The 26151-nt window shown below is 38.8% G+C and carries 31 protein-coding genes and 3 pseudogenes; 24 read left to right on the top strand and 10 right to left on the bottom strand.

Annotation, left to right across the window (positions count from 1 at the left end; genetic code table 11):
• Positions 1–8 precede the first annotated feature (8 nt).
• The 15 genes from H3Z85_22685 to H3Z85_22615 all read left to right on the top strand — a co-directional run bounded on the left by H3Z85_22685 (position 9) and on the right by H3Z85_22615 (position 10843).
• Positions 9–641, top strand: a complete 633-nt coding sequence (locus tag H3Z85_22685; protein QPQ51948.1) for a DUF4141 domain-containing protein — start codon at positions 9–11, stop codon at positions 639–641.
• 3 nt (positions 642–644) lie between these two features.
• Complete coding sequence (gene traJ / locus H3Z85_22680) at positions 645–1640, top strand: conjugative transposon protein TraJ (GenBank protein ID QPQ51947.1); 996 nt, start codon at positions 645–647, stop codon at positions 1638–1640.
• Positions 1641–1659: 19 nt separating this feature from the next.
• Entirely contained in the window at positions 1660–2283 is a 624-nt protein-coding gene (gene traK, locus H3Z85_22675) for a conjugative transposon protein TraK (GenBank protein QPQ51946.1), read from the top strand.
• Between the two features lie 12 nt (positions 2284–2295).
• Positions 2296–2724, top strand: a complete 429-nt coding sequence (locus H3Z85_22670; GenBank protein QPQ51945.1) for a hypothetical protein — start codon at positions 2296–2298, stop codon at positions 2722–2724.
• A gap of 18 nt (positions 2725–2742) precedes the next feature.
• On the top strand, positions 2743–3027 hold the full coding sequence (locus H3Z85_22665; protein QPQ51944.1) for a nitrogen regulatory IIA protein: 285 nt from the start codon (positions 2743–2745) through the stop codon (positions 3025–3027).
• Positions 3014–4354, top strand: a complete 1341-nt coding sequence (gene traM, locus H3Z85_22660; protein ID QPQ51943.1) for a conjugative transposon protein TraM — start codon at positions 3014–3016, stop codon at positions 4352–4354. Before H3Z85_22665 ends, traM begins: the two co-directional genes overlap by 14 nt.
• A gap of 24 nt (positions 4355–4378) precedes the next feature.
• The gene (traN, locus tag H3Z85_22655; GenBank protein QPQ51942.1) at positions 4379–5278 is read left to right on the top strand and encodes a conjugative transposon protein TraN; all 900 of its coding nucleotides are present in this window, start codon (positions 4379–4381) and stop codon (positions 5276–5278) included.
• A gap of 20 nt (positions 5279–5298) precedes the next feature.
• On the top strand, positions 5299–5859 hold the full coding sequence (locus H3Z85_22650) for a conjugal transfer protein TraO (GenBank protein ID QPQ51941.1): 561 nt from the start codon (positions 5299–5301) through the stop codon (positions 5857–5859).
• An 11-nt stretch (positions 5860–5870) separates the two neighbouring features.
• The gene (locus tag H3Z85_22645; GenBank protein ID QPQ51940.1) at positions 5871–6320 is read left to right on the top strand and encodes a DUF3872 domain-containing protein; all 450 of its coding nucleotides are present in this window, start codon (positions 5871–5873) and stop codon (positions 6318–6320) included.
• 130 nt (positions 6321–6450) lie between these two features.
• Positions 6451–6744 carry a molybdenum ABC transporter permease gene (locus H3Z85_22640; protein QPQ51939.1) on the top strand — a complete coding sequence of 98 codons (294 nt, stop codon included), beginning with the start codon at positions 6451–6453 and terminating at the stop codon, positions 6742–6744.
• 81 nt (positions 6745–6825) lie between these two features.
• On the top strand, positions 6826–7281 hold the full coding sequence (locus tag H3Z85_22635) for a hypothetical protein (protein QPQ51938.1): 456 nt from the start codon (positions 6826–6828) through the stop codon (positions 7279–7281).
• Complete coding sequence (locus H3Z85_22630) at positions 7200–9416, top strand: hypothetical protein (GenBank protein QPQ51937.1); 2217 nt, start codon at positions 7200–7202, stop codon at positions 9414–9416. The genes H3Z85_22635 and H3Z85_22630 overlap by 82 nt, the downstream gene beginning before the upstream one ends.
• Positions 9417–9589: 173 nt before the next feature.
• Positions 9590–9901 carry a helix-turn-helix domain-containing protein gene (locus H3Z85_22625; GenBank protein ID QPQ51936.1) on the top strand — a complete coding sequence of 104 codons (312 nt, stop codon included), beginning with the start codon at positions 9590–9592 and terminating at the stop codon, positions 9899–9901.
• Positions 9882–10181, top strand: coding sequence for a helix-turn-helix domain-containing protein (locus H3Z85_22620; GenBank protein QPQ51935.1), 300 nt, complete (start codon positions 9882–9884; stop codon positions 10179–10181). Before H3Z85_22625 ends, H3Z85_22620 begins: the two co-directional genes overlap by 20 nt.
• A 272-nt stretch (positions 10182–10453) precedes the next feature.
• Positions 10454–10843, top strand: a complete 390-nt coding sequence (locus H3Z85_22615; GenBank protein ID QPQ51934.1) for a response regulator transcription factor — start codon at positions 10454–10456, stop codon at positions 10841–10843.
• Positions 10844–10888: 45 nt separating this feature from the next.
• Here H3Z85_22615 and H3Z85_22610 read toward each other — a convergent pair whose 3' ends face one another.
• The 7 genes and pseudogenes from H3Z85_22610 to H3Z85_22580 all read right to left on the bottom strand — a co-directional run bounded on the left by H3Z85_22610 (position 10889) and on the right by H3Z85_22580 (position 16741).
• Positions 10889–11881 carry a hypothetical protein gene (locus H3Z85_22610; GenBank protein QPQ51933.1) on the bottom strand — a complete coding sequence of 331 codons (993 nt, stop codon included), beginning with the start codon at positions 11879–11881 and terminating at the stop codon, positions 10889–10891.
• A gap of 350 nt (positions 11882–12231) precedes the next feature.
• On the bottom strand, positions 12232–12426 hold the full coding sequence (locus H3Z85_22605; GenBank protein QPQ51932.1) for a 3-isopropylmalate dehydratase: 195 nt from the start codon (positions 12424–12426) through the stop codon (positions 12232–12234).
• Between the two features lie 18 nt (positions 12427–12444).
• A pseudogene (locus tag H3Z85_22600) lies at positions 12445–12881 on the bottom strand (hypothetical protein).
• Between the two features lie 4 nt (positions 12882–12885).
• Complete coding sequence (locus H3Z85_22595) at positions 12886–13380, bottom strand: hypothetical protein (GenBank protein QPQ51931.1); 495 nt, start codon at positions 13378–13380, stop codon at positions 12886–12888.
• A gap of 2 nt (positions 13381–13382) precedes the next feature.
• Positions 13383–13790, bottom strand: coding sequence for a hypothetical protein (locus H3Z85_22590; GenBank protein QPQ51930.1), 408 nt, complete (start codon positions 13788–13790; stop codon positions 13383–13385).
• A 51-nt stretch (positions 13791–13841) separates the two neighbouring features.
• Positions 13842–14915, bottom strand: a complete 1074-nt coding sequence (locus tag H3Z85_22585) for a DUF945 domain-containing protein (GenBank protein QPQ51929.1) — start codon at positions 14913–14915, stop codon at positions 13842–13844.
• Positions 14916–15490: 575 nt separating this feature from the next.
• Positions 15491–16741: a site-specific integrase gene (locus H3Z85_22580; protein QPQ51928.1), complete on the bottom strand. Its 1251-nt coding sequence runs from the start codon at positions 16739–16741 to the stop codon at positions 15491–15493.
• Between the two features lie 543 nt (positions 16742–17284).
• Between H3Z85_22580 and H3Z85_22575 the strand changes: the two genes are divergently transcribed.
• From H3Z85_22575 to H3Z85_22540, 8 genes and pseudogenes are all read left to right on the top strand, one after another.
• A complete protein-coding gene (locus H3Z85_22575) occupies positions 17285–17788 on the top strand; it encodes a transcriptional regulator (protein QPQ51927.1) in 504 nt (167 codons plus the stop codon).
• A 70-nt stretch (positions 17789–17858) separates the two neighbouring features.
• Positions 17859–18203 carry a hypothetical protein gene (locus H3Z85_22570; protein ID QPQ51926.1) on the top strand — a complete coding sequence of 115 codons (345 nt, stop codon included), beginning with the start codon at positions 17859–17861 and terminating at the stop codon, positions 18201–18203.
• Between the two features lie 16 nt (positions 18204–18219).
• A pseudogene (locus H3Z85_22565) lies at positions 18220–18482 on the top strand (hypothetical protein).
• A gap of 79 nt (positions 18483–18561) precedes the next feature.
• Entirely contained in the window at positions 18562–19392 is an 831-nt protein-coding gene (locus tag H3Z85_22560; GenBank protein ID QPQ51925.1) for a DUF393 domain-containing protein, read from the top strand.
• Positions 19393–19394: 2 nt separating this feature from the next.
• The gene (locus H3Z85_22555) at positions 19395–19877 is read left to right on the top strand and encodes an SRPBCC family protein (protein QPQ51924.1); all 483 of its coding nucleotides are present in this window, start codon (positions 19395–19397) and stop codon (positions 19875–19877) included.
• Positions 19878–19934: 57 nt separating this feature from the next.
• Positions 19935–20638 (top strand): annotated as a pseudogene (locus H3Z85_22550) (DUF2071 domain-containing protein).
• Positions 20639–20709: 71 nt separating this feature from the next.
• Positions 20710–21609: a TIGR01777 family protein gene (locus H3Z85_22545; GenBank protein QPQ51923.1), complete on the top strand. Its 900-nt coding sequence runs from the start codon at positions 20710–20712 to the stop codon at positions 21607–21609.
• 50 nt (positions 21610–21659) lie between these two features.
• Positions 21660–23099, top strand: a complete 1440-nt coding sequence (locus H3Z85_22540) for an alpha-L-fucosidase (GenBank protein QPQ51922.1) — start codon at positions 21660–21662, stop codon at positions 23097–23099.
• Positions 23100–23161: 62 nt separating this feature from the next.
• Here H3Z85_22540 and H3Z85_22535 read toward each other — a convergent pair whose 3' ends face one another.
• The 3 genes from H3Z85_22535 to H3Z85_22525 all read right to left on the bottom strand — a co-directional run bounded on the left by H3Z85_22535 (position 23162) and on the right by H3Z85_22525 (position 25613).
• Positions 23162–24043, bottom strand: a complete 882-nt coding sequence (locus tag H3Z85_22535; protein ID QPQ51921.1) for a hypothetical protein — start codon at positions 24041–24043, stop codon at positions 23162–23164.
• A 171-nt stretch (positions 24044–24214) separates the two neighbouring features.
• The gene (locus H3Z85_22530; protein ID QPQ51920.1) at positions 24215–25102 is read right to left on the bottom strand and encodes a hypothetical protein; all 888 of its coding nucleotides are present in this window, start codon (positions 25100–25102) and stop codon (positions 24215–24217) included.
• A gap of 124 nt (positions 25103–25226) precedes the next feature.
• Positions 25227–25613, bottom strand: coding sequence for a hypothetical protein (locus H3Z85_22525; GenBank protein ID QPQ51919.1), 387 nt, complete (start codon positions 25611–25613; stop codon positions 25227–25229).
• A gap of 253 nt (positions 25614–25866) precedes the next feature.
• On the opposite strand from H3Z85_22525, the gene H3Z85_22520 reads away from it, so the two are divergent.
• Positions 25867–26130, top strand: coding sequence for a hypothetical protein (locus H3Z85_22520; GenBank protein ID QPQ51918.1), 264 nt, complete (start codon positions 25867–25869; stop codon positions 26128–26130).
• Positions 26131–26151: the final 21 nt, after the last annotated feature.

Below are 26151 nucleotides of genomic sequence, written 5' to 3'. Positions count from 1 at the left end.
CAGAAACAATGAAAAAAGTATTGTATCTGGTGTGTACGGCACTTATGCTTGCCGTAGCACCGTCAGCAAAAGCCCAGTGGGTTGTAACCGACCCCGCTAATTTGGCTTCGGGCATTATCAACTCTGCAAACGAAATCGTGCAGACTTCTTCCACCGTGAGTAACGTGATAAAAAACTTTAACGAAGTGAAAAAAGTGTATGACCAGGGCAAGGAATACTACGACAAGCTGAAAGCCATCAACAACCTTGTGAAAGATGCCCGCAAGGTGCAGCAAACGGTTTTGTTGGTGGGCGATGTTTCCGAAATGTATGTGCAAAATTTCGGTAAGATGATGAACGATCCAAATTTCACACCGCAGGAACTGACCGCTATCGGCAACGGTTATTCGGCTCTGCTCAATGAAAGTACCGAACTGCTGAAAGAATTGAAGCAGATTATAACCTCATCAAGCCTTTCGCTGAATGACAAAGAGCGTATGGATGTGATTGACCGTGTGTACAAAGAGGTTAAGGATTACCACAGTCTTGTACGCTACTACACCAACAAGAACATTTCTGTAAGCTACCTAAGAGCGAAAAAGAAAAACGATGCCCAAAGAGTGCTTGAACTCTACGGAACTGCTAACCAAAAATACTGGTAAACTATGGAATGGGATAATCTTCACGAACTCCTGCGGTCGCTTTATGATGATATGATGCCGCTTGCAGGCGATATGGCGGCAATCGCTAAAGGTTTGGCGGGATTGGGAGCATTGTTCTATGTGGCATTAAAGGTTTGGCAGGCTTTAAGCCGTGCCGAACCTATTGATATGTTCCCTTTGCTGCGCCCGTTCGCTTTGGGGCTTTGTATTATGTTCTTCCCGACCATCGTATTGGGAACCATCAATGCGGTACTAAGCCCGGTGGTGATAGGAACCCACCAAATACTCGAAGACCAGGTGCTTGACCTGAACAAGCTGCAACAGCAGAAAGACAAGTTGGAATACGAGGCAATGGTAAGGAACCCCGAAACCGCCTATATGGTATCAGACGAAGAGTTTGATAAGAAACTGGACGAACTTGGTTGGTCGCCCTCCGACATTGGCACAATGGCGGGTATGTATATGGACAGGCAAGCCTACAAGATAGAGAAAGCCATAAAGGATTGGTTTCGCAATCTACTGGAAATACTATTTCAGGCGGCAGCTTTGGTCATTGATACCATACGAACGTTTTTCTTGATAGTCCTCTCTATACTCGGACCAATAGCCTTTGCTATTTCCGTATGGGATGGCTTTCAGTCCACGCTCACGCAATGGCTCACGAGGTACGTCAGCGTTTACCTGTGGCTTCCCGTTTCGGACTTGTTCAGCTCAATGTTGGCAAGAATACAATCCCTCATTTTAGAAAGGGATATAGCAATGCTTGCCGACCCCACCTATATACCTGATACGAGCAATACCGTGTACATCATTTTTATGATTATCGGCATCATCGGGTACTTTACTATCCCGACAGTAACAGGTTGGGTAATCCAAGCCGGAGGCGCAGGAAACTTTACCCGCAATGTAAACTCCACAGCAATGAAAGCCGGAAACATCGCCGGAGCAGGCGCAGGCTCAACAGTTGGAAACATCGGCGGTAAACTGATGAATAAATAATCATTAATCATTCTAAAAAATGGAATTTAAAACGCTAAGAAATATCGAAAACAGCTTTAGGCAGATAAGATTATATGCCATTGTGTTTGCGGTTCTCTGCATTAGCGTGGTAGGTTACGCCGTATGGCGTTCCTACCGCTTTGCAGAAGAACAACGCCAAAAAATCTATGTACTGGATAACGGCAAATCCCTGATGCTTGCCTTGTCGCAGGATGCGAGCATCAACCGCCCGGTTGAAGCAAGGGAACACGTCAGGAGATTTCACGAACTGTTCTTTACGCTTGCACCCGACAAGAACGCTATTGAAAGCAATATGAAACGTGCGTTCAACCTTGCCGATAAAAGTGCTTTTGATTACTACAAAGACTTGTCGGAAAAGGGTTATTACAGCCGTATCATTTCGGGGAACGTACAGCAACGCATAGAGGTGGATAGTGTCGTGTGCAACTTCGACAACTACCCGTATGCAGTGCGTACCTATGCCAAACAGTTCATTATCCGGTCAAGCAACGTAACCAGGCGCAACTTGATTACTTCCTGCTATCTCGTCAACTCCGTTCGTTCCGACAACAATCCGCAGGGCTTCAATATTGAAAAATTTGCAGTCGTGGAAAATAAGGATATAGAGGTTATCGAACGCTAAAAAAACAATCTTATGGAAGCATTATCAGATTTAAGCACGTTCGCAAAAATCCTTACCGATAAAGGATATAATGGGTATTTCCATACGCAGGGTTCGTATGCCGGAAAGCTGAAAGACAGTATCAGCGAATACCTCGAAAGCTGCCAAAAAGGGGCAGATACTTTGCCTAAGCAGGACTTACTGCTGACAGGCTACCTGCAATGGTCGGGCGATGACAAGCCCCGTGTAGAATGCAGTATGTGGGTAAAGTACCTGAATGGCAAATTCTCATTGAGCCGTATGGAGGTAGCGAAGAAAGACGGCTTTGGGCAATTACTCAAAAAATCGGAACTGGCAAACCTGTCCGTAATGTCCGCACCCAAATTAACGGAAGCGGTCGCACTGGTTAACGATGCGCCGAAGCAACAGGCGGGTAAAAGTCCTAAGCGTTTCAAGCTGTAACACAGAAATAGTAAGGCTATGAAAAAATTAAGAGCAAATATGGACAGGTACTTTGACAAGCTGGACGAACGTTGGCGGGCGTTGCCCTTGCGCAAACAGCACCAATATACGCTGTACTTCTTTGTGGGTTATCTGCTGCTTACCGTAGCGGTCATTGGCAAAGTGATGTACGATACCTCAAAGTCCGGTAACGGTATGGTCATAGAGCATATCGAAAACCCTGTCCTTAAAAGTAAAAACCCTGCAAGGTTGCAGGATAGTGTATCAACAATTTTAAAAAATCAGATTTATGAAAGAAAATGAAAAAAGGGTCAGCTTTCTCGTTGAGGGAGAAGACCAAAACGGAGCATCAAATCTGCCGGATAATAAAAAGAGCAATAAGGATAAGCTCAAAAAGCCAATCATTTTCCTTTTGATGGGCGTGGTATTTCTCGGCTGTATGTACCTCATATTTAAACCGTCTAAAGATAAAAAGGCAGTTGAAAATATCGGGCTGAATGATGCTGTACCGCAGGCTACCGGAGCAGGGATGCCCGATGATAAAAGCAAGGCGTATGAGCAGGAAATGCTCGAACGCAAAGAGCAGGAAAAGCGCAATGCACTGACCACGCTTTCTGATTATTGGAATACTGAAGATACTGCATCTGCTGACAATGAAGAAAGTTTACCTGAAGAAGATGAAGAAAGCAACGGCTTTGGGGGTGGTGGCAGAAAATCGGGACGAAACGGAAATTCTGTATTGAACAGTTACCGTAATGCACAAAGCACGTTGGGTTCATTTTATCAGGACAACAATTCGGAAACAATGGAATTGCGTAAGCAAGTGGACGAACTAAAAGCAAAGTTGTCGGAAAAAGATGTGCCACCTGTGGCCACCGTTGACGACCAACTCAAATTAATGGAGAAATCCTATGAAATGGCAGCAAAGTATCTTCCGCAAAATGCCAATACCGGAAATGCTGCTCCTGCCAATGGTGCAACTACTGGGGCTGCGGGTGCTAACCAAAAAGAGCAATTTGTATCGTTCACACCAACAAGAAAGAACATTGTATCAGCCTTGTACCGTGAACCGTCGGACAGTGCCTTTGCAGCCGATTGGAGCCAAACAAAAAACCGTGGGTTTTATACCGCAGGTTCAATTGAACAGGCGGTACAGCCTAAAAACAGCATCAAAGCCTGTGTACACGAAGCCCAAACGGTAGTTGGCGAAACAGGTGTGCGTTTACGCCTGTTAGAGCCTGCTAAAACTCCGCAGCGTACCATCCCCAAAGGAACGATTGTAACGGCTAATGCAAAATTTCAGAATGGCAGGTTGCAATTAAAAGTTACCTCCGTAGAACTGGAGGGCAACATCATCCCGGTAGATATTACCATTTACGATTTGGACGGGCAACAAGGTTTGTACGTTCCGTATTCGCCGGAAATGAATGCCCTTACTGAAATGGCGGGCAATATGAGCCAGACCGGAGGAACAAGCGTAATGCTCACGCAGAATGCCGGACAGCAGGTGGCGGCTGACCTTAGCCGTGGCGTGGTACAGGGTATTTCGGGCTATTTCGCCAAGAAAGTAAGAACGCCAAAGGTTACGCTGAAAGCAGGCTATCAGGTCTTCCTTGTATCTAAAAAATAATGTTGAACTCAAATAAATAAAACAATGAAAAATCATTTAAAAACCTTTTGGGCTATTGCTCTGATACTCGGCTTTGCCGTAACAACTTATGCACAGGATAGTGCAACTGCAAAAACACCGCTTGCATTGGGCAAGATAGAACCGTACCGTATGGAAGTTACCTACGATAAAACGTCGCACCTAATTTTCCCGACCGCCATTCGTTACGTGGATTTGGGCAGCGAATACCTGATTGCGGGGAAAGCCGAAGATGCCGAAAACGTTTTGCGTGTAAAAGCATCAGTAAGGGACTTTGAGCCTGAAACGAATTTCTCCGTTATCACGAATGACGGGCGTTTTTACAGCTTCAACGTGTATTACAGCTCCTACCCGGAGGCATTGAGCTACGACCTGCTCACAATGCAAAAAGCGGTGGATAAAGCCAACGGTAACGACGTGCTTTTCGAGGAACTGGGCAACAATTCGCCCTCACTGGCAGGCTTGTTACTGGAAACCATTTACAAGAAAGACAAGCGCATTGTAAAGCATATCGGGGCTAAAAGTTTCGGCATTCAGTTTATCCTGAAAGGGATTTACATACACAACGGCAAATACTATTTCCATACGGAATTGAGAAACCGTACCAATGTGCCTTTCGAGATTGATTTTATCAATTTCAAAGTCGTGGATAAAAAGGTAGCCAAACGCACCGTAGTCCAGGAACGCCCTTTAACGCCTTTAAGAACTTACAAGCCATTGGACGGTATTGCCGGAAAATCGACCGAACAAAATGTTTTCCTGTTAGACCAGTTTACCATTGCCGATGATAAGGTGTTGCTGATTGAGATTTTCGAGAAAAACGGCGGCAGGCATCAAACATTGCAGGTCGAAAATTCCGACCTAATCAAAGCCCGTTTGATTGACGATATGCACCTAAAATTTTAATAACCCTTTAAAGCAAGAATATGAAAAAGTGTATCTATACCGTGCTGTTTGTCCTGATAGGCATCACGGCTGCACAGGCACAAAGGATGCTGCCGAAGCAGAAGGGATTGGAAATAAGTGCAGGTGTATTGTCCAATGATAAGATTGGCAATGATTACTACATCAGCGCAGCAATGACCATAAACGGTAAAAATGGTAATTACCAGCTTTGGGCGTTGGAATATACCCACCAGTACCACGATTACAAAGACCTGCGCATACCGCAGGAAACCTATTCCACAGAGGGCGGTTACAGCTTCTTTTTGTTGGGAGATGCCCGTAAGAACATTACGCTGAATTTCGCCGTAACGGGCGTGGTCGGTTACGAAGCCATCAACCGGGGCGAAGCGATGCTGTACGACGGTGCGAAAATATTGAGCGAAGATAATTTTATCTACGGAGCAGGCGGTCGCCTCATTTTTGAAACCTACCTGTCCGACCGTTTTGTATTAGTCCTACAAGGGCGTACAAAAGTTTTGTGGGGGACGGATCTGGAACAGTTCCGTCCATCCGCAGGTGTGGGATTAAAGTTTAACTTTTAAAACGTAAAACAATGATAGCAATATTCAATAAATTCAGAATAGGATTACTGCCATTATATGTATTCCTGACAATCCTCACAGCTTCGGTTACGTTGGTATCTTGTAGCAAAGATGATGAACTCGAAATACAGAACAATTTTCCTTTCGAGGTCAATGTAATGCCAGTGCCTAAAGATGTTGCCAATGGGCAGACAGTGGAAATACGCATAACCATACAGCGGAGCGGTAATTACAGCAATACGCAATACTATCTCCGCTATTTCCAGTTTGACGGACAAGGCACACTTCGGTATTATGATGAATTGCCGTATCTGCCGAACGATTTGTATTTGTTACCAACTGAACAATTCAGGTTGTATTACACTTCAGCATCTGCCGTATCGCAGTCCTTTGACGTTTGGATTTCGGATAGCTTCGGGAATGAAAAGCAGATAACTTTTCAGTTTAACAGCAGCGATTAAAAGTAGTATGTCGTTTCATAAAAACGGCTTATCTGATTGGTAAGCCGTTTTCGCATTATGTACACGTCGTTTACAGGGTGAAACAAATATTTTTCGTAAATTCAGACAGTGGAAATAAAGTGTTTTTGTTATGGTCGCATCATTGGTTATAGGTATCATATTTTTGGTTGCAGGCTTGGGACTTCGTTACTGGATTAACCGGAGAAAGTTTTACAGGCGCAGCCCTATGGGAGCAGAGGGTTTCTCATCTTATGAAAGTTCGGTTTTCATTAAATTGATTGGAAGGGTTGGTAAATGGATAGCTTACGCACTGATTATTTTCGGGCTGTTATCGCTGTGGGTTTACTACCGTGAGAAAAAGGAAAAACAACAACAAGAGGAAGTAAAAAATGAACAGCCAAGCCCAATAACAAAGCATAATTAAATTTGTGATTTAACTATTTTTGCAGGTTAATAAATGTACTATCTGTAATATGGGACGCAACATAAATTAAATATATAAATAATGTCTATATATCAGGATATTTTAAACTGGTCACAAGGTGGCAGACAAGCGTTTGTCCAAGATGCTTTACGAAGACTTGTTACATCAACAACACTTACACAAAACGATATTGATGAACTTGTTCAATTAGTGAAAAAAGAATGCGGCGACAATACAATAGCTTTAAACCCTATTCCGCTTGACAGCACTCACATTCCAACAACAACTGCGACAATTGGAAGTTATCCCAAACTAATTAGCCTAAACAACCCGATTAATATTTGTGCCTTACACAATCAAGGAGGTTTACAATTTTCCAATACGGGTTTGACAGTAGTTTATGGCGGAAATGGTTCGGGGAAATCAAGCTACTCACGTATTTTGAGAAAGCTTTGTTGGAGCCGAAATCCAAGCGTTACACTAAAAAGAATGTTTTCAATCCATCCTCTAATCAACAACAAGTTGATTTTGTTGTAGAAAACAATGGTTCAAACATTAGTTTTTCTTGGACAGAAAATAGTCCGAGTAACCCTATCCTTAATTCAATTTTTCTTTTTGACAATGATTGTGGAGATATTTACATCAATAATGAAAATCCTACAGAATATAAACCTGTTGGAATTGATGTTTTAGAAAAGCTGGTTTCAACTTTTGGAAGTATTTCGCAAGCATTTAGTTTGTCTGTTGCCTCATACATTACACAAAAACCAGAGTTGCCACAAAATTTACTTCAATCCTCCACAGGACAATGGTATGGAACGATAGAAAATTTACAGCGAGCTAACGTTGATTCATATATCCAATTTACTCAAACAAACATTGATAGAAAGCAAGAACTTACAAACTTAATAACAGCACAAAACCCCCAGCAAAATATTACGAATTTAAACAGTCAAAAAGGTCGAATCAGTAACTATATTCAACAATTACAACAAATAGAATCGTTATTCAACGAACAAAAAATAAACGAAGTAAGGGCAAACAGAACCACTTTTGAAAGCGTAAACGAAGCGTATCAAATTGCTACTACAGAACTACAAAATATAAACTCGTTGGAAGGGTTTGGTACAAATCCTTGGCGAACATTGTGGGAAGCAGCAAAAAATTATGCTCATAGTTCAAATCTGTCAGACGGTCAAACTTTTCCCTCTTTAATTTCATTGGAAAAATGCGTGTTGTGCCAACAGGAACTTGATGAAGCAGCGCAACAAAGATTGACGACATTCAATCAATTCGTTTTGAATGACGTTTCAACGCAATTAAACGCAATTAACCTTACAATCCAACAAAAACATAACTTATACAATTCATTAGTTATCCCGCCTATTGAAAACCTGACAGAATTAGAACAGTTTATACCAGATTTCAGAACGAACTATACTCAATTTTCTGATTCTGTTTCCACATTCAGAAATTCAATCATCTCATTTTTACAAAATGGTGGTGAATTGAACATCAATTTACAATCTCTGACCCCAGAGATAACAAATATAATTCCGAACATTGATTCTCAAATTGCACAAAACACCCAACTTGTACAAAATAGAAATGCTTTAGTTGCTGAACTTAGTGAGCTAACTGCTAAAGAATTTTTGTTTAACAACAAGACGACAATTCTTCGATATTTCGATGAATACAAATACAAATCTTGGATAAGTCATTGTCAATCGCAACTTACGACTACTGCAATCTCACGAAAAATTGGCGAGTTAATGGAAAATCAAGCTGTGAGTTTGCAACACCAAGAGTTTATTTCACATCTTAATTTCTTTAATCGTGATTTGGCAAGTAAAGTTTTGATTTCAAAAACGAGAACCAGTCAAGGAAATACATTTCAAAAATGCGGTTTGAACGGTATCAATGATTCAATCAATTCAATTCTAAGTGAAGGTGAGCAAAAACTTATTGCCTTGTCTAATTTTTTAGCTGAATGCACGATAGACAATCGTCTGAACACAATCATATTTGATGACCCTGTTACGTCATTAGATATGGATTATAGAGATAAAATTTCAGATAAAATTGTTCAACTTTCCCAAAACCGACAGATAGTTGTATTTACTCACGATTTATCATTTTTACGCCTGCTTATAGATACACATAAAGCAATCACGTCAGTGGATTGCGCGATAATAGGAATTGACAAATACAATGGGGTAAGTGGTATTGTTACAGATGAAATTCCATATTTAGCTAAAAATGTACAAGAAAGAGTTGATTCTATCCGAAGAATATTATCCGAGCACGATGCTCTTGCATTAACTGATGCACACGGACGAGAAACCAAACTTGATTCTGCAAGAAAAAGATTTAGGATGTTGTTGGAACGCTCTGTTGAGGAAGTTTTATCCAATAAAACTTACGAGCGGTTTTCTAAAAACATTCATTTAAAAAAGGGTAATTTATCAAGCTATATCGTCACAGAGCAAACAGACGTTGACTTTCTTTTAAATTTATTCGGAAAATATTCCGTGACGGAACACGATGGAGGGACTTCAACAATTCCGCTATTACCAACTAAAACAGAAATTGACCAGGATGTTACAGATTATTCTAATTGGAAAAATGGCTTTAAAACTAAATTACGGACATTCCAAGCGACATACAATTAAATAAGTATTTCCAAATAGTAGTAAAATCGGATAACCCAAAAGGTTATCCGATTTTTTGTTTATGGCAAAAGTAAACCGCCAAACACTACCTCTCAAAGCCAAACCCTGCAACATTCCCTATCACTACTACAAGCCTTTATAAATTCGACTTCCACAGAAAAAATGAGCAGATTATGGAAGTTATCGCAATACAAAAGTCCGCATTGGACGGAATGAATAATGGGCTACGGGAACTTTTGGAACTGACCGAAAATGCCACGAGAAAATACACGCCTATTTTCAAAGAAGAGAAGTGGCTCGATAACCAAGAAGTATGTTTGATGATGAACATAACCAAACGGACTTTGCAGACCTACAAGGACAAAGGCTTATTGCCCTATTCCCGACTAAACCGTAAGAATTATTATAAACGCTCGGACGTGCAGGCTTTGCTCGAAGCCGGACAGCCGTACAATACTACCGAAAATGGATTTATTCACGAATGACAATGAAGAAATCATTGTCCATCAGGAAATGATAACGCAACTAAGAAACCGTATCGAAAGCATATTGAAAAACTACCGCCCTGTAATGAACGGCGAAATATACCTTTCGGGCGAAGATGTGTGTAAGTTGCTCCATATCAGCAAACGGACTTTACAGCAATATCGTGATGATAATATCCTGCCGTATATACAAATAGGCGGTAAGATTATTTACAAGGAAAGCGATATTCTGACAATACTGGAACAGAATTATATTTCACATAAAGCAGTTTTACCGTAACCTTTTTGTATTATATGCTATCAAAAAGGAAAGAGTTCAGTATCTTTGTTATCGAAAATATAGAAAATACTTAAAGTGTTTTTGCTTTAAGTCCCACATTGAAAACTGGTAATTTTTAAGACAACGGGACAGATAAGTAGGAACGCTCACGTCATAGGCGTGGGCGCTCGCTTATTCGTTGTCGGGTATACCAGTGCCTCAATGTCGGTAAGTGTAGTTTGCCTGCGCCTTCTTTTTTGTGCGGGGCTACATCAACACAAAAAAGGTATGATATGGAAACTGGTACAGCACAACAAAGAATTACTCTTGCCTTTATCAATGATAACAGTCCGATTTTGGATTTGACCTGTGATAACCTCGTTGCTTCAGGGCTTGAAGTATTATTTCGTTCGGAAAACATTGAAGACGGATTATCTCAATTATCAGCATTAAAAGAGCTTCCCAAAGTTTGTATTATAGACCTTGATTTTTACAACAAGAATGTGCTTGAGCAGCTTCAAAAATTAAGAACGCAATATCCAACCATTAAGTTGATTGCCCATAGCGATATTGATACAGAAAAAACAGTAAAATCTCTTTTAGAGATTGGTTTTGCAGGTTATCTGCTTATTGGCAGCGATGCAGATGATTTTAGAAAAGCCATTGAAGTAGCGACCAAGTAACTATTAGCAATCATTTTCGTATCCGAATTTCAATGATAAATTTTATTAAATTTCATATATAATACCGACAATCTTATTATTATCTAATGTAATTGTCATTTGTTCATATTTAAGATTGAACTTACTTCCTTTGTCAACTGAAGAAGGAAAATATTTTACACCAATAGTGACATTGGGCAAATTAAAATTCCAAGATGACCTAATTTTAAAATCCTTGCCGCATAATTCTTGTTCGGAAGAACTAAGGTATTCTTTGAATTTTGAAATTCCTTCGACTTCAAAAATGGTTTTCCAATTCTTACGTTTCTCAAAAATTATTTGTTCGTCAAGATGTTTCAGAATATTACTTTCATCGGAGCTATTACAAGCATTTATAAAATCACGGATGATTTTTCGAGGTAGCTTTTGAATTTCTCTGATTTCTTTCTTTTTGTTTTCAAGATATATGTTAAAATCGTTTTCTACAACATCAGATATTTTGTAAAATCCCCATTGGAAAGCCTCTTGAGGAGATTTGTAAAGTTTATCTTTTAAAATTTCAGCATTGCCATCCTCATTTTTTGTTTTGAAGTCATCTAACAACAAAAAACCTTTTTCATCGGTGGTTTTGTTAATGCCATCCACAATATTAATAAAGTAATATTCCTCTTTGTCTTCAAATAAAACTTTGATTTTAGGGCTGAATTTTTCAGGTTTGCTTGCTGAGGTTTTTACAAGATATTTCGTTTCATTTAATGGATTTTCAATCTGTCTTCCCCAACCATCAGTCGATAATTCAGACTGGTATCTCATTATTTGAATTCTTATTTCTTTTCGCCCTTTTTCAAGGTTTTTAGTAAATTCATATCCTGGGAAACTATTGAGAATTGCTGTATCCAATTCCCATTCTTCATAATCGCTCGTGAAATTTATTTGATAACTAAATTCATATTCTCGTATGTAAATTGGAAATTGAAATTTGTTTTCGATAATTTTTTGTTCTATTAAATTAATATCAGGCTTTCTGTTTACTGTTATTGAAATTTCAGTTTCTATCATTACTTTGATTTAGCGATTTGTAATTGTTGACAAATTTCAAATTTAATCAATTAGAAATTGTTTGATAGCTTACAAAAAAAACAAAAGACAAAATTAACCAAGCGACGTTCTTTTGCTTCTTTTCTTTGGTTGCTGTGTGGAAAGAAAAGAAGTCATTACAAAACAAATAATGGGATACTGAATATCCCACACAATAATATCGTAACCTATTTTGATAAAATGTAAAATGGGGAAAGTGCAGAGCGGTTGCATTTTGACAAAGGGGTTACACCTATTCAATGCAAAAAGACTGTTCCGACCATCGGAAGGATCTGTCTTTTGCCGCCTGACTTTTCGGGTCAGGCGGTTTGTTAATTTTTCGGGTTATTTAACCCTACTTTTAAAGCTAATAATTTCTCGTGTATATCTGCCCAATATGCCTGTCTTTCCTTATCGCTTTCAACGGGTGGGTTATGCTGATATTCTTTGTACCACCCAGTTTGCCAAATACCTTTTTTAAGGTCAGTAACTTCAATCCAATTTCCGTTTTTATCTCTGATTTTCATTGTGCTGAATTTTTCTGATTAAGCAATTAACTTGATTAATGAAAACTCTTCCGTCCAAAATTCTTCGCTCGTATGCTTTCCGTATGCTGTATAGTAGCCTGTACCGTTTGCCCGCAATACAAGCCTGAAACAATCCAGTCGGTTTTCAGGAACGGTAAACGTTTCCTGCTCTTGCTCGTCAAGCTCCACGAATACCCATTCCTTACCGTTTAGCATTTCTTCAATGTTCGGGTTATCGTCTTCGCCTGTACTGTAAAAATCTACTGCCGTATCATAGTAGTTCATTGAGCAGAAATAAGAATTGCCCTCTAACGGCTTAACCAGTGCAAGCCGTTTTTCCTGTTCTTTTTCCATTCTTCGGATAGGTGGATAATTGCAAACCCGCAATTATCCCATTCGCTGTTAGTATTGGCTTTAACCAAAATATGTGCTGTCGCCTTATCTGATAGTTTCATCGTTCTAAATTTTAGTGGTGTTTAACTGATTTTCGATTTTACGTTCTAATAGGGTGTCGAGTATTTCCCATTCGCTGTCGTACTCCTTGCCCTCAAAATGGTAGGTATCTGTTTCCTCGTCTAATTCGTAACTGTCAAAGTCCTGGCTATCTAAGCAGGTGTCGTTTAGTATGCCGTTTTCAAATATTGCCTGACCATATACTAAGCATCCTAATTCCTCATAGTCCTGTGTGAAATTCACTTTGAAATGTTCGGCTATCTGCTTTACCGCTTCCGTGTTTGGCGACCATTTTGTTTCATACTGAAACACGCCCGCACTTTCATTATCCTGACTGATATTGTAGAAATAATCTCCGTGCGTGTCCTGTACGAAATCGGGTAATTGCCCGCAGTCGTCTTTATGTTCCTGTTCAGCCATTGATTTGAATAGCTGTGTTATCTGTTCGATTGCTTCGGGTGTTCCCTCAAAAATAACCCAGTTGTTGCACCAATTAGCCATAATTATTTATCGTTTAAGGTTATCTGTAAAAATTTGTCGCTCCCGAAAAGCAGGTGTATCGCCTGTTTTAATTGCGGGTCGCATTGTGCATCATCTGTATATTCAATCAGGCAGTGAATAGCGAAAATTGAATTGTGTCCGTCAAAAAAATGGTCTGTAAACCAGTTCGGGCGTTTCCAAAGAGGTTCATTTTGGGCTGTTCCTTTTTGTGCATTCTGCACAAGCCTGTACCAAAATTCAGCGGTGAAAAATCCCTTTTGATACCAACCCTCACGGAATGCTGTTTCATTTTGCAGAAAGTAGTCGCATTGCGTTTTTATAGCGTTTTGCAGGTTCTCCAGTTCTGCGGGAAAAAGTTTGCACAACAAGCCCGCTTTATCGAGGTTGTCCATTTTATCTAATGCTTTCATATCTTTTATTTTTAGTAGGCGACCACCTTTGCAGGCAGTCGCCTTTGATGATTAATTGAAGTTGAAAATCTCTGCTCCTGAATAGGCAAAGTCTGTACACAGTTCAAAGGCTTTTTGTGTCTTTAGCTGTGCTGTACCGCCCATTACAATGGATTGTAGTTTGGCTTCGCCATCCCTGTAATTGCGTACATTCTGAAAGTAACCTGTAACGGCATTGTAAGTCCCGAATAATGTGCCTTTGGTAGTTGCCATTTGTTGGGTGTCGCTTATCATAGCGTATTCAAAGGCATCATCTACGGTGTTTTTGAACACGGTGGAAACTTCATCTTCCGCACCTTTTTTGAGCAGGTTAAACGTTTCTTTGTTCGGGCAAAGTGCCAACTGGATTAGCTTTCTTACTTCTCGGTCTGTTACCCTTACTTTAGCCCAGTCATTAAAAATGTTCTCTAACTGTGTGCTTAGGGTGTTGGCAAGTCCCATAACCTTGTGAGCGTTTTCAAGGCGTTGTTTTGCTCCTGACGTGTGTTTGATACGCACTACGTTGGTCATACTCCGCAATGAAGCGTTAAGGGTGTTTTGGCATACGATACGGATAGGGGTAAATGCTGCGGTAATACTTCCGCTACCGTCGTGGCTTGTGGTTAAAAAAATGTACTTTTCTGTTACGTCGTCGCCGTTACCTACTCGGATATAGTCGGGCAGCTTGGCAGTGATAAAAATGCGTTCCCCGTTGCCCAATGCTCCTGCGGTTTCGTACAATATTCCCTCGCCTCCGCCTACAATAGCATCAAAGAAATTGAACGCCTCACGGTTTTGTACGATATGGTAGTCTTTGCCTACTACGCCTAACGGTCTATTAGTGTCTGTGCGGAGTGTTGCGAAACTGTTAGGTACTAAAATGTCATTAGCTTCAATTAGTTCTCCGCTGTCGCCTATGTTCATCGTTCTGCCCTGTGTAAACAGTGGGGATTTGATAACCTCGTAATCTAAACCTGCGTGTACGATTGCTTCCTCGCTTGTTGGGTACTGCTCTACGATTTGCCCCAAACCGTGCCACGCTTTTTGTTGGACGCTAAAGAATGAATGACGTCCTGTTTGCTCGTTGAAATTGATGTTGTGTGCCATAATGCTAAAATTTTGATGTTTGAAAAAATGTTATTTACTCACTCGCTTTTCTCGTTTCCCGCTTCCCGTTGTGGTTTGCTCCGCTTCGCTTCGCATAAATTTTTCCAAAAGAAAAACCGGAAAAAAGAAAGCAGATAATCCAAGCGGGCAACAGCGTAAAACCGAAAGGAAACGGAATAAGTCCCGGAGGGTGGCAAGGCAACACATAGCAACTCGGCGAAGCCAGCATTTTGCCTTGCCATTATGCCGTAGTCTTTTGGTTGGGCGTGTGGGGTGGCTGCCCGCTATAACTTAGCTGCCTTTTTACCGGTTGATTGTGGAAATTTTCTGTTCTAAATTTTATGGCATTAATGACCAGGCTACGATAGCCTGTAATAGAGATTTGAAAAACGGAATAGCAGGGAGCGTTAGATTGGGATTTCGTTTTTCAATTTTCTATTTCGGAAGTAGGTAATAAGCTCTTTACAGCGTTGGATTTCGTAGAGGAAAGTAATGTGCTTTACCTACACAAAATGTACAGGCATAAAAAAAGCAGAACCGTTAAGTTCTGCTCATTGTGATTAGATAAAAGCTGATTAGATTGCCATCATAAACGCTTCTTCCATTGCCTTGAATTTAGGGGTAACTAAATCCATATCCTTACTGATTTTTTGGCTTGTGATTTTAGCATAAATCTGTGTGGTGGAAATGTTTTTATGCCCCATCATTTTGCTAAGGCTTTCAAGTGGTACGCCCTCGGTCAAAAACATTGTTCCGAAAGTATGCCTTGCCGTGTGAAAGGTTACTTTTTGCTCCGTAATGATTTCTGCCTTTTCAACCAGTTTACCTATGTGCGTATTGCAGGTTGCATTGGTCGGAACCGGAAAGATAAAATCATTCCTTGTCGTACCCTGATATTTCTCAATGATACGTTTAGGGATTTCCATTAACCGAACATTGGAAGCAATATCTGATTTCTTTCTCCTGCTGATAATCCACTGATGACCGTCAAAGAATGATTGAATGTTGTTCCTTGTCAGTTTCTTAATATCCGCATAAGCAAGCCCTGTAAAGCAACTGAAAATAAACAGGTCTTTTACCAGTTCATACCGTGGGTGCGACGGTACGCACATCATCAGCTTTTCAACATCTTCTTTCAGGATATAACCCCGGTCGGTTTCTTCCATATTAATTTCATAATCCTGAAACGGATTATCACGTATCAAGCCCTTTTTAATAGCCAGTTCCACAAGGGCTAATACAGGCATCGTGTACACCCAAACCGTATTATGCGAAGACTGTAAATCGTACCGGAGGTAAAAATCAAACTCCCGGATAAAATCGCCAGTCAATTCCCGAAAAGCCATATCATCACGATGATATCGTTCCTTTATAAACGTGGTAAGATGATTGTAAACTGTGATATACTTGTTGTAGGTGCTTTGTGAGCGTTCTTCCTTTTCAACCAATTTTTTAAAATCCTCATTTTGGTCGTTGAATACTTTAAGTATTGCATCATCCATTACACCCACACCTAAAAACGACAGCTTTACTTTTTGGGCGGTCACAAAGCCCTCGTGCTTCAGCATATCTTCATAAATCTTGTCGATACGCCCACGTATGTTATCCAGTTTTTTATTGATGCTTAGTGCCTGCGCACTTTTGCCCTGTACTCGTCCGTGTTTTAAATCCCAGTTATTGGGGTTTATTTCTAACTTTGTTCCGAAAGTTTTAGGGGTTCCGTCAATGGTAATACGTGCCATAATCGGGGCATTACCGTTCTTTTTCAGTTCGTTCTTTTTCAAATAGAAAAGCAGTTTGAACGTCGATTTTTTTGTCTGTTCCATAACTCAAATGTTTAACGTTTAAAATTAAATTACATTGAGTTACAAGGGAATGTAGAAATGGGTGCAAAAAGCTGAAATATAATCAGTTAAACTATGTAGTTACCTTTATCAATCGGTAACGAATTAGTAACTTAACCTTGTCATTTTAAGCCCAAAACCTATCAGACACCGACTTCCTAACTAAGACTACTGTTTTTATAAAGCCTTGTATAGCAAAGGTTTTAACCGTTTTGCTTATTTTTGCTTTTTACTAATCTTTTTTACTAAAAAAGTGAATAAATAGCATAAGAAGAATAAATAAGCTGTTAAAATAATGAGTATTAGAAGCAAATATGAACATGAAAATTCAATAATTCCCTCTTAAGTTAATTTTGGAGTTATTTCTCAGGAAAGGAATGTTTTGTTTTTATGTAGGACAGCCACTACAATAAAAAACAGAAATTTACGAGGCGGCAGGTCTTGTTTGAAAATTAATTTTCAATAATTATTGAAAATTCAAAAAATATAATTATATTTGTATTAGAAATTTAAAAACGAAATATAATGCAACTTTCAGAAGCTAAAGAAAAATACATTCAGACCTGGGGAACGTTTGCTACCAATTGGGGCATCAATCGTACAATGGCGCAGGTACATGCTTTGCTTTTGGCAAGTGAAAAACCGCTTTCTACGGATGAGGTCATGGAGCAGCTGGAAATTTCAAGAGGAAATGCCAATATGAATCTCCGGGCTTTGATCGACTGGGGAATCGTAAGAAAAGAATTTATCAAAGGAGACCGGAAAGAATATTTCGTGGCGGAAAAAGATGTCTGGTATCTTTTCAAACAAATCACCAAGGAACGCAGAAAAAGAGAAATAGAACCCGTTATTACCTTTTTAGAAGAATTAAAAAATATTGAAGACAAAGACTCTGAGGGAGCAAAAGAATTCATCAAGTTAATGGAAGATTTTAGCTCGGTAACCGGGAAGATCAATAATATTATGGATCTGGCGATTAAAAGTGACGATCATTGGCTGGTTGGGAAAATTACCAACTTGTTGAAATAGAAAAAGGATGAAAATCCTTTTTTATTTCAATTTAATTTTCAAAAATTATTGAAAATATAATATTTATAAAATGTTTAATATTGTTTCATATCTGCTTTTTCTTTTGATCAGCTCATACATCACGATTGATGTGGGAAGGAGATGTTATCATGCCGGAAAAACCTATCTGAAATATTTGCTTCACGATGAAAGCCTTTGTCTTACAATCAACAGGATACTTTTAGGATGCTACTATCTGTTCAACTTGGGGTATATCGCTGCTAGTCTTAGGGTATGGGATAAAATCAATACCATAGAAGAAGCCATTACAACACTGGCAATCCGCATCGGAAGTATTGTGATGATCCTTTGTACACTCCACTATGTAAATATTTTTACCCTCTATTTTTTGAGAAAGAAATTAACCTTAAAATAATACTACGATGACAACTACAAAAGCATTTATGATTGATATCTTTCATCAGAAACAAGACATTGCCATGGCAACCAATTCTCTGTTCAAAATCTATGTATAATTGAATTTTTTCAGATTGAAACTACAGAAAGGCTGGTGGTTGCTTTAAGCAAAAAGATTGGTGGATTTTCTATTTATCTCGGCCTGATGATGCTTTTGAATCTGATGCTGTTTTTGAAAGGCCGTAAACATGCGTTAAACAAAGACATAAAAATCAAATATGAAAACTTTGATATTTAAGATCTGGATGTATTTCACTTTCCGGGCACAAAACAAGAGAACAAGAGGAGATTTTCTTAATCTTTAAAATAAAAATACAATGAAAACGCTCAATAACCATACATTAATCTACGACAATGAATGTCCGATTTGTAACCTGTATTCCAAGGGCTTTACCCAGTACGGAATGCTTGATGAAAAGGGCAGGGAAGCTTTTACAGAAATATCGGTCGGAAATAAAAATCTCATAGACTTTGACCGCGCCAAAAATGAAATTGCCCTGATCGATCATGATCACAATAAAGTCGTATACGGATTAGACAGCCTTCTGCTGATCATTGGGAATTCATTCCCCACATTGGCAAAAATAGCCCGGGTGCCACCTTTGTACTGGTTTTTCAAAAGATTATATTCTTTTGTTTCCTACAACCGAAAGCAGATTATTCCTTCTCCCAAAGAATATACTGAAGAATCTTGCATTCCTGATTTTAATCTGAAATACAGAATAGCTTATATTGCCTTTGTCGTTTTTTTCTCGGCATATATTTTAAGCATATTCTCTGTAAAATTAGGACTGGGCTTGGAACAGAATTTTGGAAGAGAGCTATCCGTTTGTCTTGGCCAGATCCTTTGGCAGACCCTTTTCCTGAAAACTTATCTGAAAGAGAAACTCTGGGATTATCTGGGAAATATGATGACGGTTTCTTTACTCGGAACATTTCTGCTGATTCCTGCTTTATTCACCGGTTTTTCTCCTGTATTCTATTCGATGTACTTCGGAATTGTAGTTTTTGTGATGTTCTTGGAACATATCAGAAGAGGTAAGATTTTAAAATTAAATTACCTTCCTACCATTTCATGGATGATGTTCAGACTTACAGCGCTCGTGGTAATGATTATAATGATAATAAGTAACATAAAACTGAGTTAAACATGTCAAGAATCTATTTAGAAACCCTCATTCATGCTGATGTGGAAACTGTTTTTGATTTGGCAAGAAGCATTGATCTGCACCAGAAATCCACCTCCGGAACTCATGAAAAAGCAATTGCAGGCCGTACTTCCGGGTTCATTGAAAAAGGGGAGACGGTAACCTGGAGGGCAAAGCATTTAGGAATATATCAAAACCTTACAACCCAAATCATCAGTATGGAAAAACCCTCCCACTTTACCGATGTAATGCAGAAAGGAGCTTTTAAATCCCTTCACCACCAGCATATTTTTAAAGTAATAAAAGATAAAACTTTAATGATCGACATTTTTGAATTTGAATCCCCGCTTGGAATAATAGGAAAACTATTCAATACCTTTTTCCTTACCCGATATCTCAAAAGATTTCTTGTCGAGAGAAACGAGGTAATAAAAATCACAGCAGAAAAAATAACGAACCATCAAGTGTTGACTAAGCTGGGATAAAGTGAATGTTATGAAAATTTTAAAAAAATACCATCAAAACATACAAAAAACACCGTTATGAATTTTTTAAAAGCCGAATGGCGAAAATTAGCTATCATAAATTACGAAATTGATCCGCACATTGTAATGAAATATTTGCCCGCAGGGACAGAATTAGATTTCTATAAAGGAAAATGCTATGTCAGTCTGGTTGGGTTTATGTTTCTAAACACTAGGTTGCTAGGTCTTCCCATTCCTTTTCACCGGAATTTTGAAGAAGTAAATCTGAGGTTTTACGTAAAGAAAAAGAAAATGGAGTATGGAAAAGAGGTGTCGTTTTTATTAAAGAAATAGTTCCTAAGCCGGCTTTAAGCTTTGTAGCCAATTCAGTATACAAAGAAAATTATCACACCATGCCTATGAAAAATAGAATTCACGAAAAAGGTGATGAATTACTGATTCAATACTCCTGGAAAGATAAAAGCTGGCATTCAATTGAAATTGTAGCAGAAAATAAGGCACAACAGATGGAAATCGATTCCGAATTTGAATTTATTACAGAACATTATTGGGGCTTTACCAAAAAAGAAAACTCAACTTCTCAATATGAAGTCTGTCATCCGCAATGGAGCTGCTATCCCGTTAAAGAGCATCGGCTGGATATCGATTTTGGAAAAATTTACGGCCGGGATTTTGAGACCCTTAACCAACGGCAACCCATTTCAGTAATGTTGGCAGAAGGTTCTGAAATTGCAGTTCGAACAAAAAAATATATAAGTTGAATAATGCTGTTGGTAATAGTATTTGATATAAAACATTCCTAATTGTACAACAAACTTTAAATACTCAGATAATGAAAATAATCATAGCCGGAGGTACCGGATTTCTAGGTGAAAATTTAGAAAAATATTTTACAGAAAAAGGAAACCGGGTCTATATCCTTACCCGAAAACCCCGTCGTGAAAACGAAATCTATTGGAATGCAAAAACAGTAGGGGAATGGCAAAATATCTTAGAAAATGCTGATGTATTGATTAATCTTACAGGGAAATCTGTGGATTGCAGGTATAATGAAAAAAATAAGCAGGAAATTTACTCCTCAAGAATTGAAAGTACAAAAGTATTACAGGAAGCCATCGATAGCTGTTCCCAAAAGCCTAAAATTTGGATGAATGCCAGTTCTGCTACCATCTATGTACATTCAGAAAAGCATTTGAATACCGAGGAAAACGGGATGATAGGAGATGATTTTTCGATGAATATCTGTAAAAGCTGGGAGAAAGAATTTTTTACAACTAAAAATGAAGAAGTAAGAAAAGTAGCCCTCAGAACTTCCATTGTTTTAGGAAATAATGGAGGTGCTTTTCCAAAATTAAAGATGATTACCAAATTAGGATTAGGTGGAAAACAGGGAAGCGGAAATCAAATGGTAAGCTGGATTCATATTGATGATTTTTGCAGGGCAGTAGAATGGGTGATCAGTCATCAGGATCTTACAGGGGCAATAAATGTTACCGCTCCGGATCCCATATCCAATGAAGCTATGATGAGGAAACTAAGAAAACAGGTTAATGCGCCAATAGCACTGAATACTCCTGTCTGGCAGCTGGAAATAGCATCCGTCTTGATGGGTACAGAAACTGAATTATTATTAAAAAGCCGCAATGTATTTCCCGGGAAATTGCTTGAAAGCGGATTTCAATTTTCGTATGAAACCTTCGATATAGCAGTTCTTAAACTGTTCACAAGCTAAGATTGGTCAATTGAATAAGGATAATTAAATTAGTGGAAAATTATTCCACCATGCCTCTAAGACAAAAAGCCCAAACTATAATATTCTCCATTTGCATCAGTTCCGGACTGTTTGCACAAACTCACAATGTTTCTGCAGGCTATGTGAAACCTACAGATCCGATGGTTATTCAGAATTTGGAGCAATGGCAGGATTTGAAATTTGGTTTATTTATGCATTGGGGAACCTATAGTCAGTGGGGCGTTGTTGAAAGCTGGAGCTTATGCCCAGAAGATGAATCCTGGACGCAGAGAAAACCTGAACATGGGAAATCATACAATGAATATGTGAAAAATTATGAAAACCTTAGGACAACCTTCAATCCCGTAAAGTTTGATCCTGAAAAATGGGCAAAAGCAACAAAAAATGCAGGAATGAAATATGTTGTCTTTACCACAAAACATCATGATGGATTTGCGATGTTTGATACCCGGCAGTCAGACTATAAAATTACTTCACCCCAAACACCTTTTTCAAAAAATCCGAAAGCAGACGTTACCAAAGAGATTTTCAATACATTCAGGAAGGACGGTTTTAAAATCGGAGCATACTTTTCTAAACCCGATTGGCATTCCGATGATTATTGGTGGTCATATTTTCCTCCCAAAGACAGAAATGTCAATTATGATCCCAAGAAATATCCTGAAAAATGGGCCAATTTCAAGCAGTTTACTTTCAATCAGCTCAATGAAATAACCTCCGGTTATGGGAAAATAGATATCCTATGGCTGGATGGAGGCTGGGTACGGCCCTTTTACACAATTGATCCTAAAATAGAATGGCAACGAGCAATACAGCTGGAGCAGGATATTGATATGGATAAAGTGGGAACGATGGTTCGGAACAACCAGCCGGGGATTATCGTAGTAGACCGTACCGTTTCCGGAAAGTGGGAAAATTACGTTACCCCCGAACAGGCAATTCCCGAACAGGCTATGTCAATACCCTGGGAAAGCTGTATGACCATGGGAGACTCTTTTTCCTATGTTCCCAACGATCATTATAAATCATCCCAGAAAATTATTGAAACATTGGTTAAAATTATTTCGAGAGGAGGAAATTACCTGATGAATATTGCACCCGGCCCGAATGGTGATTATGATGCCACAGTGTATGAAAGATTAGAAGAAATTGCAGGCTGGATGAAAAATAACGAGTCAGCGGTTTTCTCAACAAGAGCTGTACAGCCATACCATGATGGTGATTTTTATTATACCCGGTCTAAAGATGGAAATATCATCAACGTATTTCACCTTAATGAGCAATCGGACTACACGGCTCCCGGGACATTGACCTTTAAAGTACCTGAATCCTTTCATCCTCAATCAGTGACCGTTCTGGGACTTCCGTCAAAAGTTCAGTGGAGCAGGAATGGAAATACCATCAAAATCAGGCTTCCCGAAGAAAGATCAAAACTAAAGTATGCACTCGCCGTCCAGATAAAAAAATAAAATATACAAAAAAGAGCAGAATGAATTCCTGCTCTTTTAAAAAAAAATAGGTGATTAAATCTTTAGTACTTTCTGGCCAATAAAAGATTCAGTAAAAATGTTCCTGTCCAGTTACTGTTATTGCTTCCGTTAGTTCCTATAAAATCAATTCTTGAAACAGAAACGGTAAGTCTGGTTCTTCCTGCCGTTCCATTATTGGCAAGACTTACAAATGATGCGGTAAATACATCGGGAAAACTTGAATTATTTCCCGCAGTAAGAATAGGGTACATATTATTTACGTTGAAGGGCGTTCCCTGATATTCATAGATTATAGTCATTCTGCTCGCATTAGAATAACTGGCCGTGTGAGCATAGGTTGTAGATGACTTACTGATGACCCACCAGATATCTGTTCCGGTTCCCGTATCGTACGAAGTATTGGTATGATTAGTCCAGTCTGCAACTCCCGGACTTCCATTTCCATGAGGCGGAATAGATAGCTGTGACCCGTAAATTTCCACATTGCTTGGTTTGGGAAGGACCGTAAACGATAAATCCCAGGTTCCACCGGTTGCGTTACTGTTATTAACCACTTCAGCATAAGCACCTAACGGAATCACAAAAGAGGAAACCGGAGTATTGTCGATTCTTAAAGTATTACCACTGGACGCCTGGAGGGTAATGTTGGAAGTCGAGATGTTTTTAATCTTATAAATTCTACCTGTATAGCTGGCTGTACCGGTTCCGATAACAGGAAGCGTAAAAGTTGCGTCACCTGTTCCACTATAGGTCAGGTAGTGGTCATTTGCCAATATACTGTAAGTGTTTGTGGTTACTTGCTTATAATTGGCTCCTAAGGATCCGTTCACCGCTAATGTACTATTTGGGATAGGAGTGTTAATACCTACCTGTGCTCCCAATGACAATCCCCAAAGCAAGACAATTGAATAGTATTTTTTCATAATAATATTTTTAATTTATGTTGCGTAAAATTATTAAAAAATAACTTATATGCATTAATTTAATGTAATTTTTATAATAATATTTATTAAATCACTTTTATGTGAGTTTAATATTTGAATGTAAAATAAAAAAACAGATGGGTATCTGTTCTTTTATTCTTTTTGTGATCATTAATAGACCTTTCTGGCAAGCAGAAGATTTAATAAGAATGTTCCTGTCCAGTTACTGTTGTTGGAACCGTTTGCACCAATAAAATCTATACGCCCTACAGATACGGTAAGCCTTGTTTTTCCCGAAGTTCCGTTATTCGCAAGGCTCACAAATGATGCGGTAAATACATCGGGATAACTTGAGTTATTTCCGGCTGTAAGAATCGGATACATATTGCTTACATTGAAAGGTGGTCCCTGATATTCGTAGACAATAGTCATTCTGCTTGTATTGGAGTATGATGCAGTATGTGCATTGGCCGTAGATGATTTGCTGATGATCCACCAGGCATCCGTTCCTGTTCCGGAATCGTAAGAAGTATTGGTATGGTTTGACCAGTCGTTAACCCCCGGACTACCTGCTCCGTGCGGAGGAATTGATAACTGAACACCATAGATTTCAACATTGCTTGGTTTTGGAAGTACCGTAAATGAAAGATCCCAGGTACCCCCGGAAGTATTACTGTTGTTCACCACTTCCGCGTAAGCTCCTGTAGGAATTACAAATGAAGAAACCGGTGTATTGTCTATTCTCAATGTATTTCCACCGGATGCCTGAATTGTTATAGCAGACGTTGAAATATTTTTGATCTTATAGATTCTTCCCGTAAAACTTGAGGCTCCGCTCCCCACTGCTGGAAGAGTAAATGTCGTATTGGTCGTTCCGTTATAGGTCACATAATGGTCTGTGGCAGTAAGTGTGTAGCTGGCTGCTGTTATCTGCTTATAATCAGCTCCCATGGATCCGTTCACTGCTAAAGTACTGTTAGGAGTTCTTGTATTGATACCAACCTGTGCGTTAATAAAAAGGCTTCCCAATAGAAAAATCAAAATACTTTTTCTCATCATATCTTATTTTCAATAATTTTTTTGCAAAATTAGTAAAAACAGGGTCTTTGAAAGGATTTTATTTGCGTATTTTTTAATAATGTGATTTAATTCATTGTGTGGTGATTTTATTTTTTTCCTTTTTTTATACTAACCTGCATGGAACTTCAAGATCTTCTGTAAGATAGTAGCTGCAGCATAACCGGTGATAACCATCAGCAATAATTAATTCCTGTTGACCTCTTACCAGTAAAATAGGGGAAAGCTTTTTGCTTTTTTCCACTTTTTTAAGATTTTCTTTAACATGGATATTGGTTTCCGGAAGTAGATCCAGCTTGCTGGCCCTAAGAATGTCTTTAGACTTTTTGGTAATGGTGGTAGCTTTTTTAAGCCGTTCCACGATTGCTTTTGCCTCTTCGGGGTCGAAAAGAAGTTCAAGATAATCCTGTGCGGCAGGAAAGTCGTGGTCTTCAGGTTCCTGCAGCCAAAGCTTATCCCTTGTCAGCGTATCTTTTTTTGCTGGTGTTTTCATAAATTTTTAATTAGGCTCTTATAAAATTAAAAAAACAGAAGATAAATATTGCTAGGCCCCGATCAATTAAATTATTTAAATTCACAATGGTTTATCAAACAGTGGGTTATATTGTATGAGCGAGATGGTGATCGTGTTAAATCTTAATTCTTTTCTTAAATGTTGGTATGATATATGTAGAATCACTACAAAACCAGAATGTTTTTAATCAATATATATCTGTTGATTGAATTTCATTTTAAAATAAAATATTATGAAAAAGATTTTAATTTCAACACTAGTAGTATTAGGTTTATCCATGAATGTTTCTGCCCAGAAACGACCTCCTGCACCACCACATCCTTCAAAAAGTGAAATGGTTAATATAAAAATGCAGGAACTCACAAAAAAGTACAATACAGAGAAAAAGCTTATTCTGAACCATCCGCTTGCAACCAAACAGATGAAAAGAGATCAGATGAAGGCTTTGAATAAAAGATTTGAGATGGAAAAACGATTGCTTCGTGAAGCGAGATAACAGGAATTTCTTATTATTCAT

The organism is Chryseobacterium indologenes, assembly GCA_016025055.1.
GTDB lineage: Bacteria > Bacteroidota > Bacteroidia > Flavobacteriales > Weeksellaceae > Chryseobacterium > Chryseobacterium indologenes.
This window is presented reverse-complemented; position numbering and strand designations above follow the sequence as displayed.

Excerpts from the sequence above, each read along its gene's own strand:
- H3Z85_22685 (QPQ51948.1), top strand. The coding sequence starts at position 9 with ATGAAAAAAGTATTGTATCTGGTGTGTACGGCACTTATGCTTGCCGTA.
- traJ (QPQ51947.1), top strand. The coding sequence starts at position 645 with ATGGAATGGGATAATCTTCACGAACTCCTGCGGTCGCTTTATGATGAT.
- traK (QPQ51946.1), top strand. The coding sequence starts at position 1,660 with ATGGAATTTAAAACGCTAAGAAATATCGAAAACAGCTTTAGGCAGATA.
- H3Z85_22670 (QPQ51945.1), top strand. The coding sequence starts at position 2,296 with ATGGAAGCATTATCAGATTTAAGCACGTTCGCAAAAATCCTTACCGAT.
- H3Z85_22665 (QPQ51944.1), top strand. The coding sequence starts at position 2,743 with ATGAAAAAATTAAGAGCAAATATGGACAGGTACTTTGACAAGCTGGAC.
- traM (QPQ51943.1), top strand. The coding sequence starts at position 3,014 with ATGAAAGAAAATGAAAAAAGGGTCAGCTTTCTCGTTGAGGGAGAAGAC.
- traN (QPQ51942.1), top strand. The coding sequence starts at position 4,379 with ATGAAAAATCATTTAAAAACCTTTTGGGCTATTGCTCTGATACTCGGC.
- H3Z85_22650 (QPQ51941.1), top strand. The coding sequence starts at position 5,299 with ATGAAAAAGTGTATCTATACCGTGCTGTTTGTCCTGATAGGCATCACG.
- H3Z85_22645 (QPQ51940.1), top strand. The coding sequence starts at position 5,871 with ATGATAGCAATATTCAATAAATTCAGAATAGGATTACTGCCATTATAT.
- H3Z85_22640 (QPQ51939.1), top strand. The coding sequence starts at position 6,451 with ATGGTCGCATCATTGGTTATAGGTATCATATTTTTGGTTGCAGGCTTG.
- H3Z85_22635 (QPQ51938.1), top strand. The coding sequence starts at position 6,826 with ATGTCTATATATCAGGATATTTTAAACTGGTCACAAGGTGGCAGACAA.
- H3Z85_22625 (QPQ51936.1), top strand. The coding sequence starts at position 9,590 with ATGGAAGTTATCGCAATACAAAAGTCCGCATTGGACGGAATGAATAAT.
- H3Z85_22620 (QPQ51935.1), top strand. The coding sequence starts at position 9,882 with ATGGATTTATTCACGAATGACAATGAAGAAATCATTGTCCATCAGGAA.
- H3Z85_22615 (QPQ51934.1), top strand. The coding sequence starts at position 10,454 with ATGGAAACTGGTACAGCACAACAAAGAATTACTCTTGCCTTTATCAAT.
- H3Z85_22610 (QPQ51933.1), bottom strand. The coding sequence starts at position 11,881 with ATGATAGAAACTGAAATTTCAATAACAGTAAACAGAAAGCCTGATATT.
- H3Z85_22605 (QPQ51932.1), bottom strand. The coding sequence starts at position 12,426 with ATGAAAATCAGAGATAAAAACGGAAATTGGATTGAAGTTACTGACCTT.
- H3Z85_22595 (QPQ51931.1), bottom strand. The coding sequence starts at position 13,380 with ATGGCTAATTGGTGCAACAACTGGGTTATTTTTGAGGGAACACCCGAA.
- H3Z85_22590 (QPQ51930.1), bottom strand. The coding sequence starts at position 13,790 with ATGAAAGCATTAGATAAAATGGACAACCTCGATAAAGCGGGCTTGTTG.
- H3Z85_22585 (QPQ51929.1), bottom strand. The coding sequence starts at position 14,915 with ATGGCACACAACATCAATTTCAACGAGCAAACAGGACGTCATTCATTC.
- H3Z85_22580 (QPQ51928.1), bottom strand. The coding sequence starts at position 16,741 with ATGGAACAGACAAAAAAATCGACGTTCAAACTGCTTTTCTATTTGAAA.
- H3Z85_22575 (QPQ51927.1), top strand. The coding sequence starts at position 17,285 with ATGCAACTTTCAGAAGCTAAAGAAAAATACATTCAGACCTGGGGAACG.
- H3Z85_22570 (QPQ51926.1), top strand. The coding sequence starts at position 17,859 with ATGTTTAATATTGTTTCATATCTGCTTTTTCTTTTGATCAGCTCATAC.
- H3Z85_22560 (QPQ51925.1), top strand. The coding sequence starts at position 18,562 with ATGAAAACGCTCAATAACCATACATTAATCTACGACAATGAATGTCCG.
- H3Z85_22555 (QPQ51924.1), top strand. The coding sequence starts at position 19,395 with ATGTCAAGAATCTATTTAGAAACCCTCATTCATGCTGATGTGGAAACT.
- H3Z85_22545 (QPQ51923.1), top strand. The coding sequence starts at position 20,710 with ATGAAAATAATCATAGCCGGAGGTACCGGATTTCTAGGTGAAAATTTA.
- H3Z85_22540 (QPQ51922.1), top strand. The coding sequence starts at position 21,660 with ATGCCTCTAAGACAAAAAGCCCAAACTATAATATTCTCCATTTGCATC.
- H3Z85_22535 (QPQ51921.1), bottom strand. The coding sequence starts at position 24,043 with ATGAAAAAATACTATTCAATTGTCTTGCTTTGGGGATTGTCATTGGGA.
- H3Z85_22530 (QPQ51920.1), bottom strand. The coding sequence starts at position 25,102 with ATGATGAGAAAAAGTATTTTGATTTTTCTATTGGGAAGCCTTTTTATT.
- H3Z85_22525 (QPQ51919.1), bottom strand. The coding sequence starts at position 25,613 with ATGAAAACACCAGCAAAAAAAGATACGCTGACAAGGGATAAGCTTTGG.
- H3Z85_22520 (QPQ51918.1), top strand. The coding sequence starts at position 25,867 with ATGAAAAAGATTTTAATTTCAACACTAGTAGTATTAGGTTTATCCATG.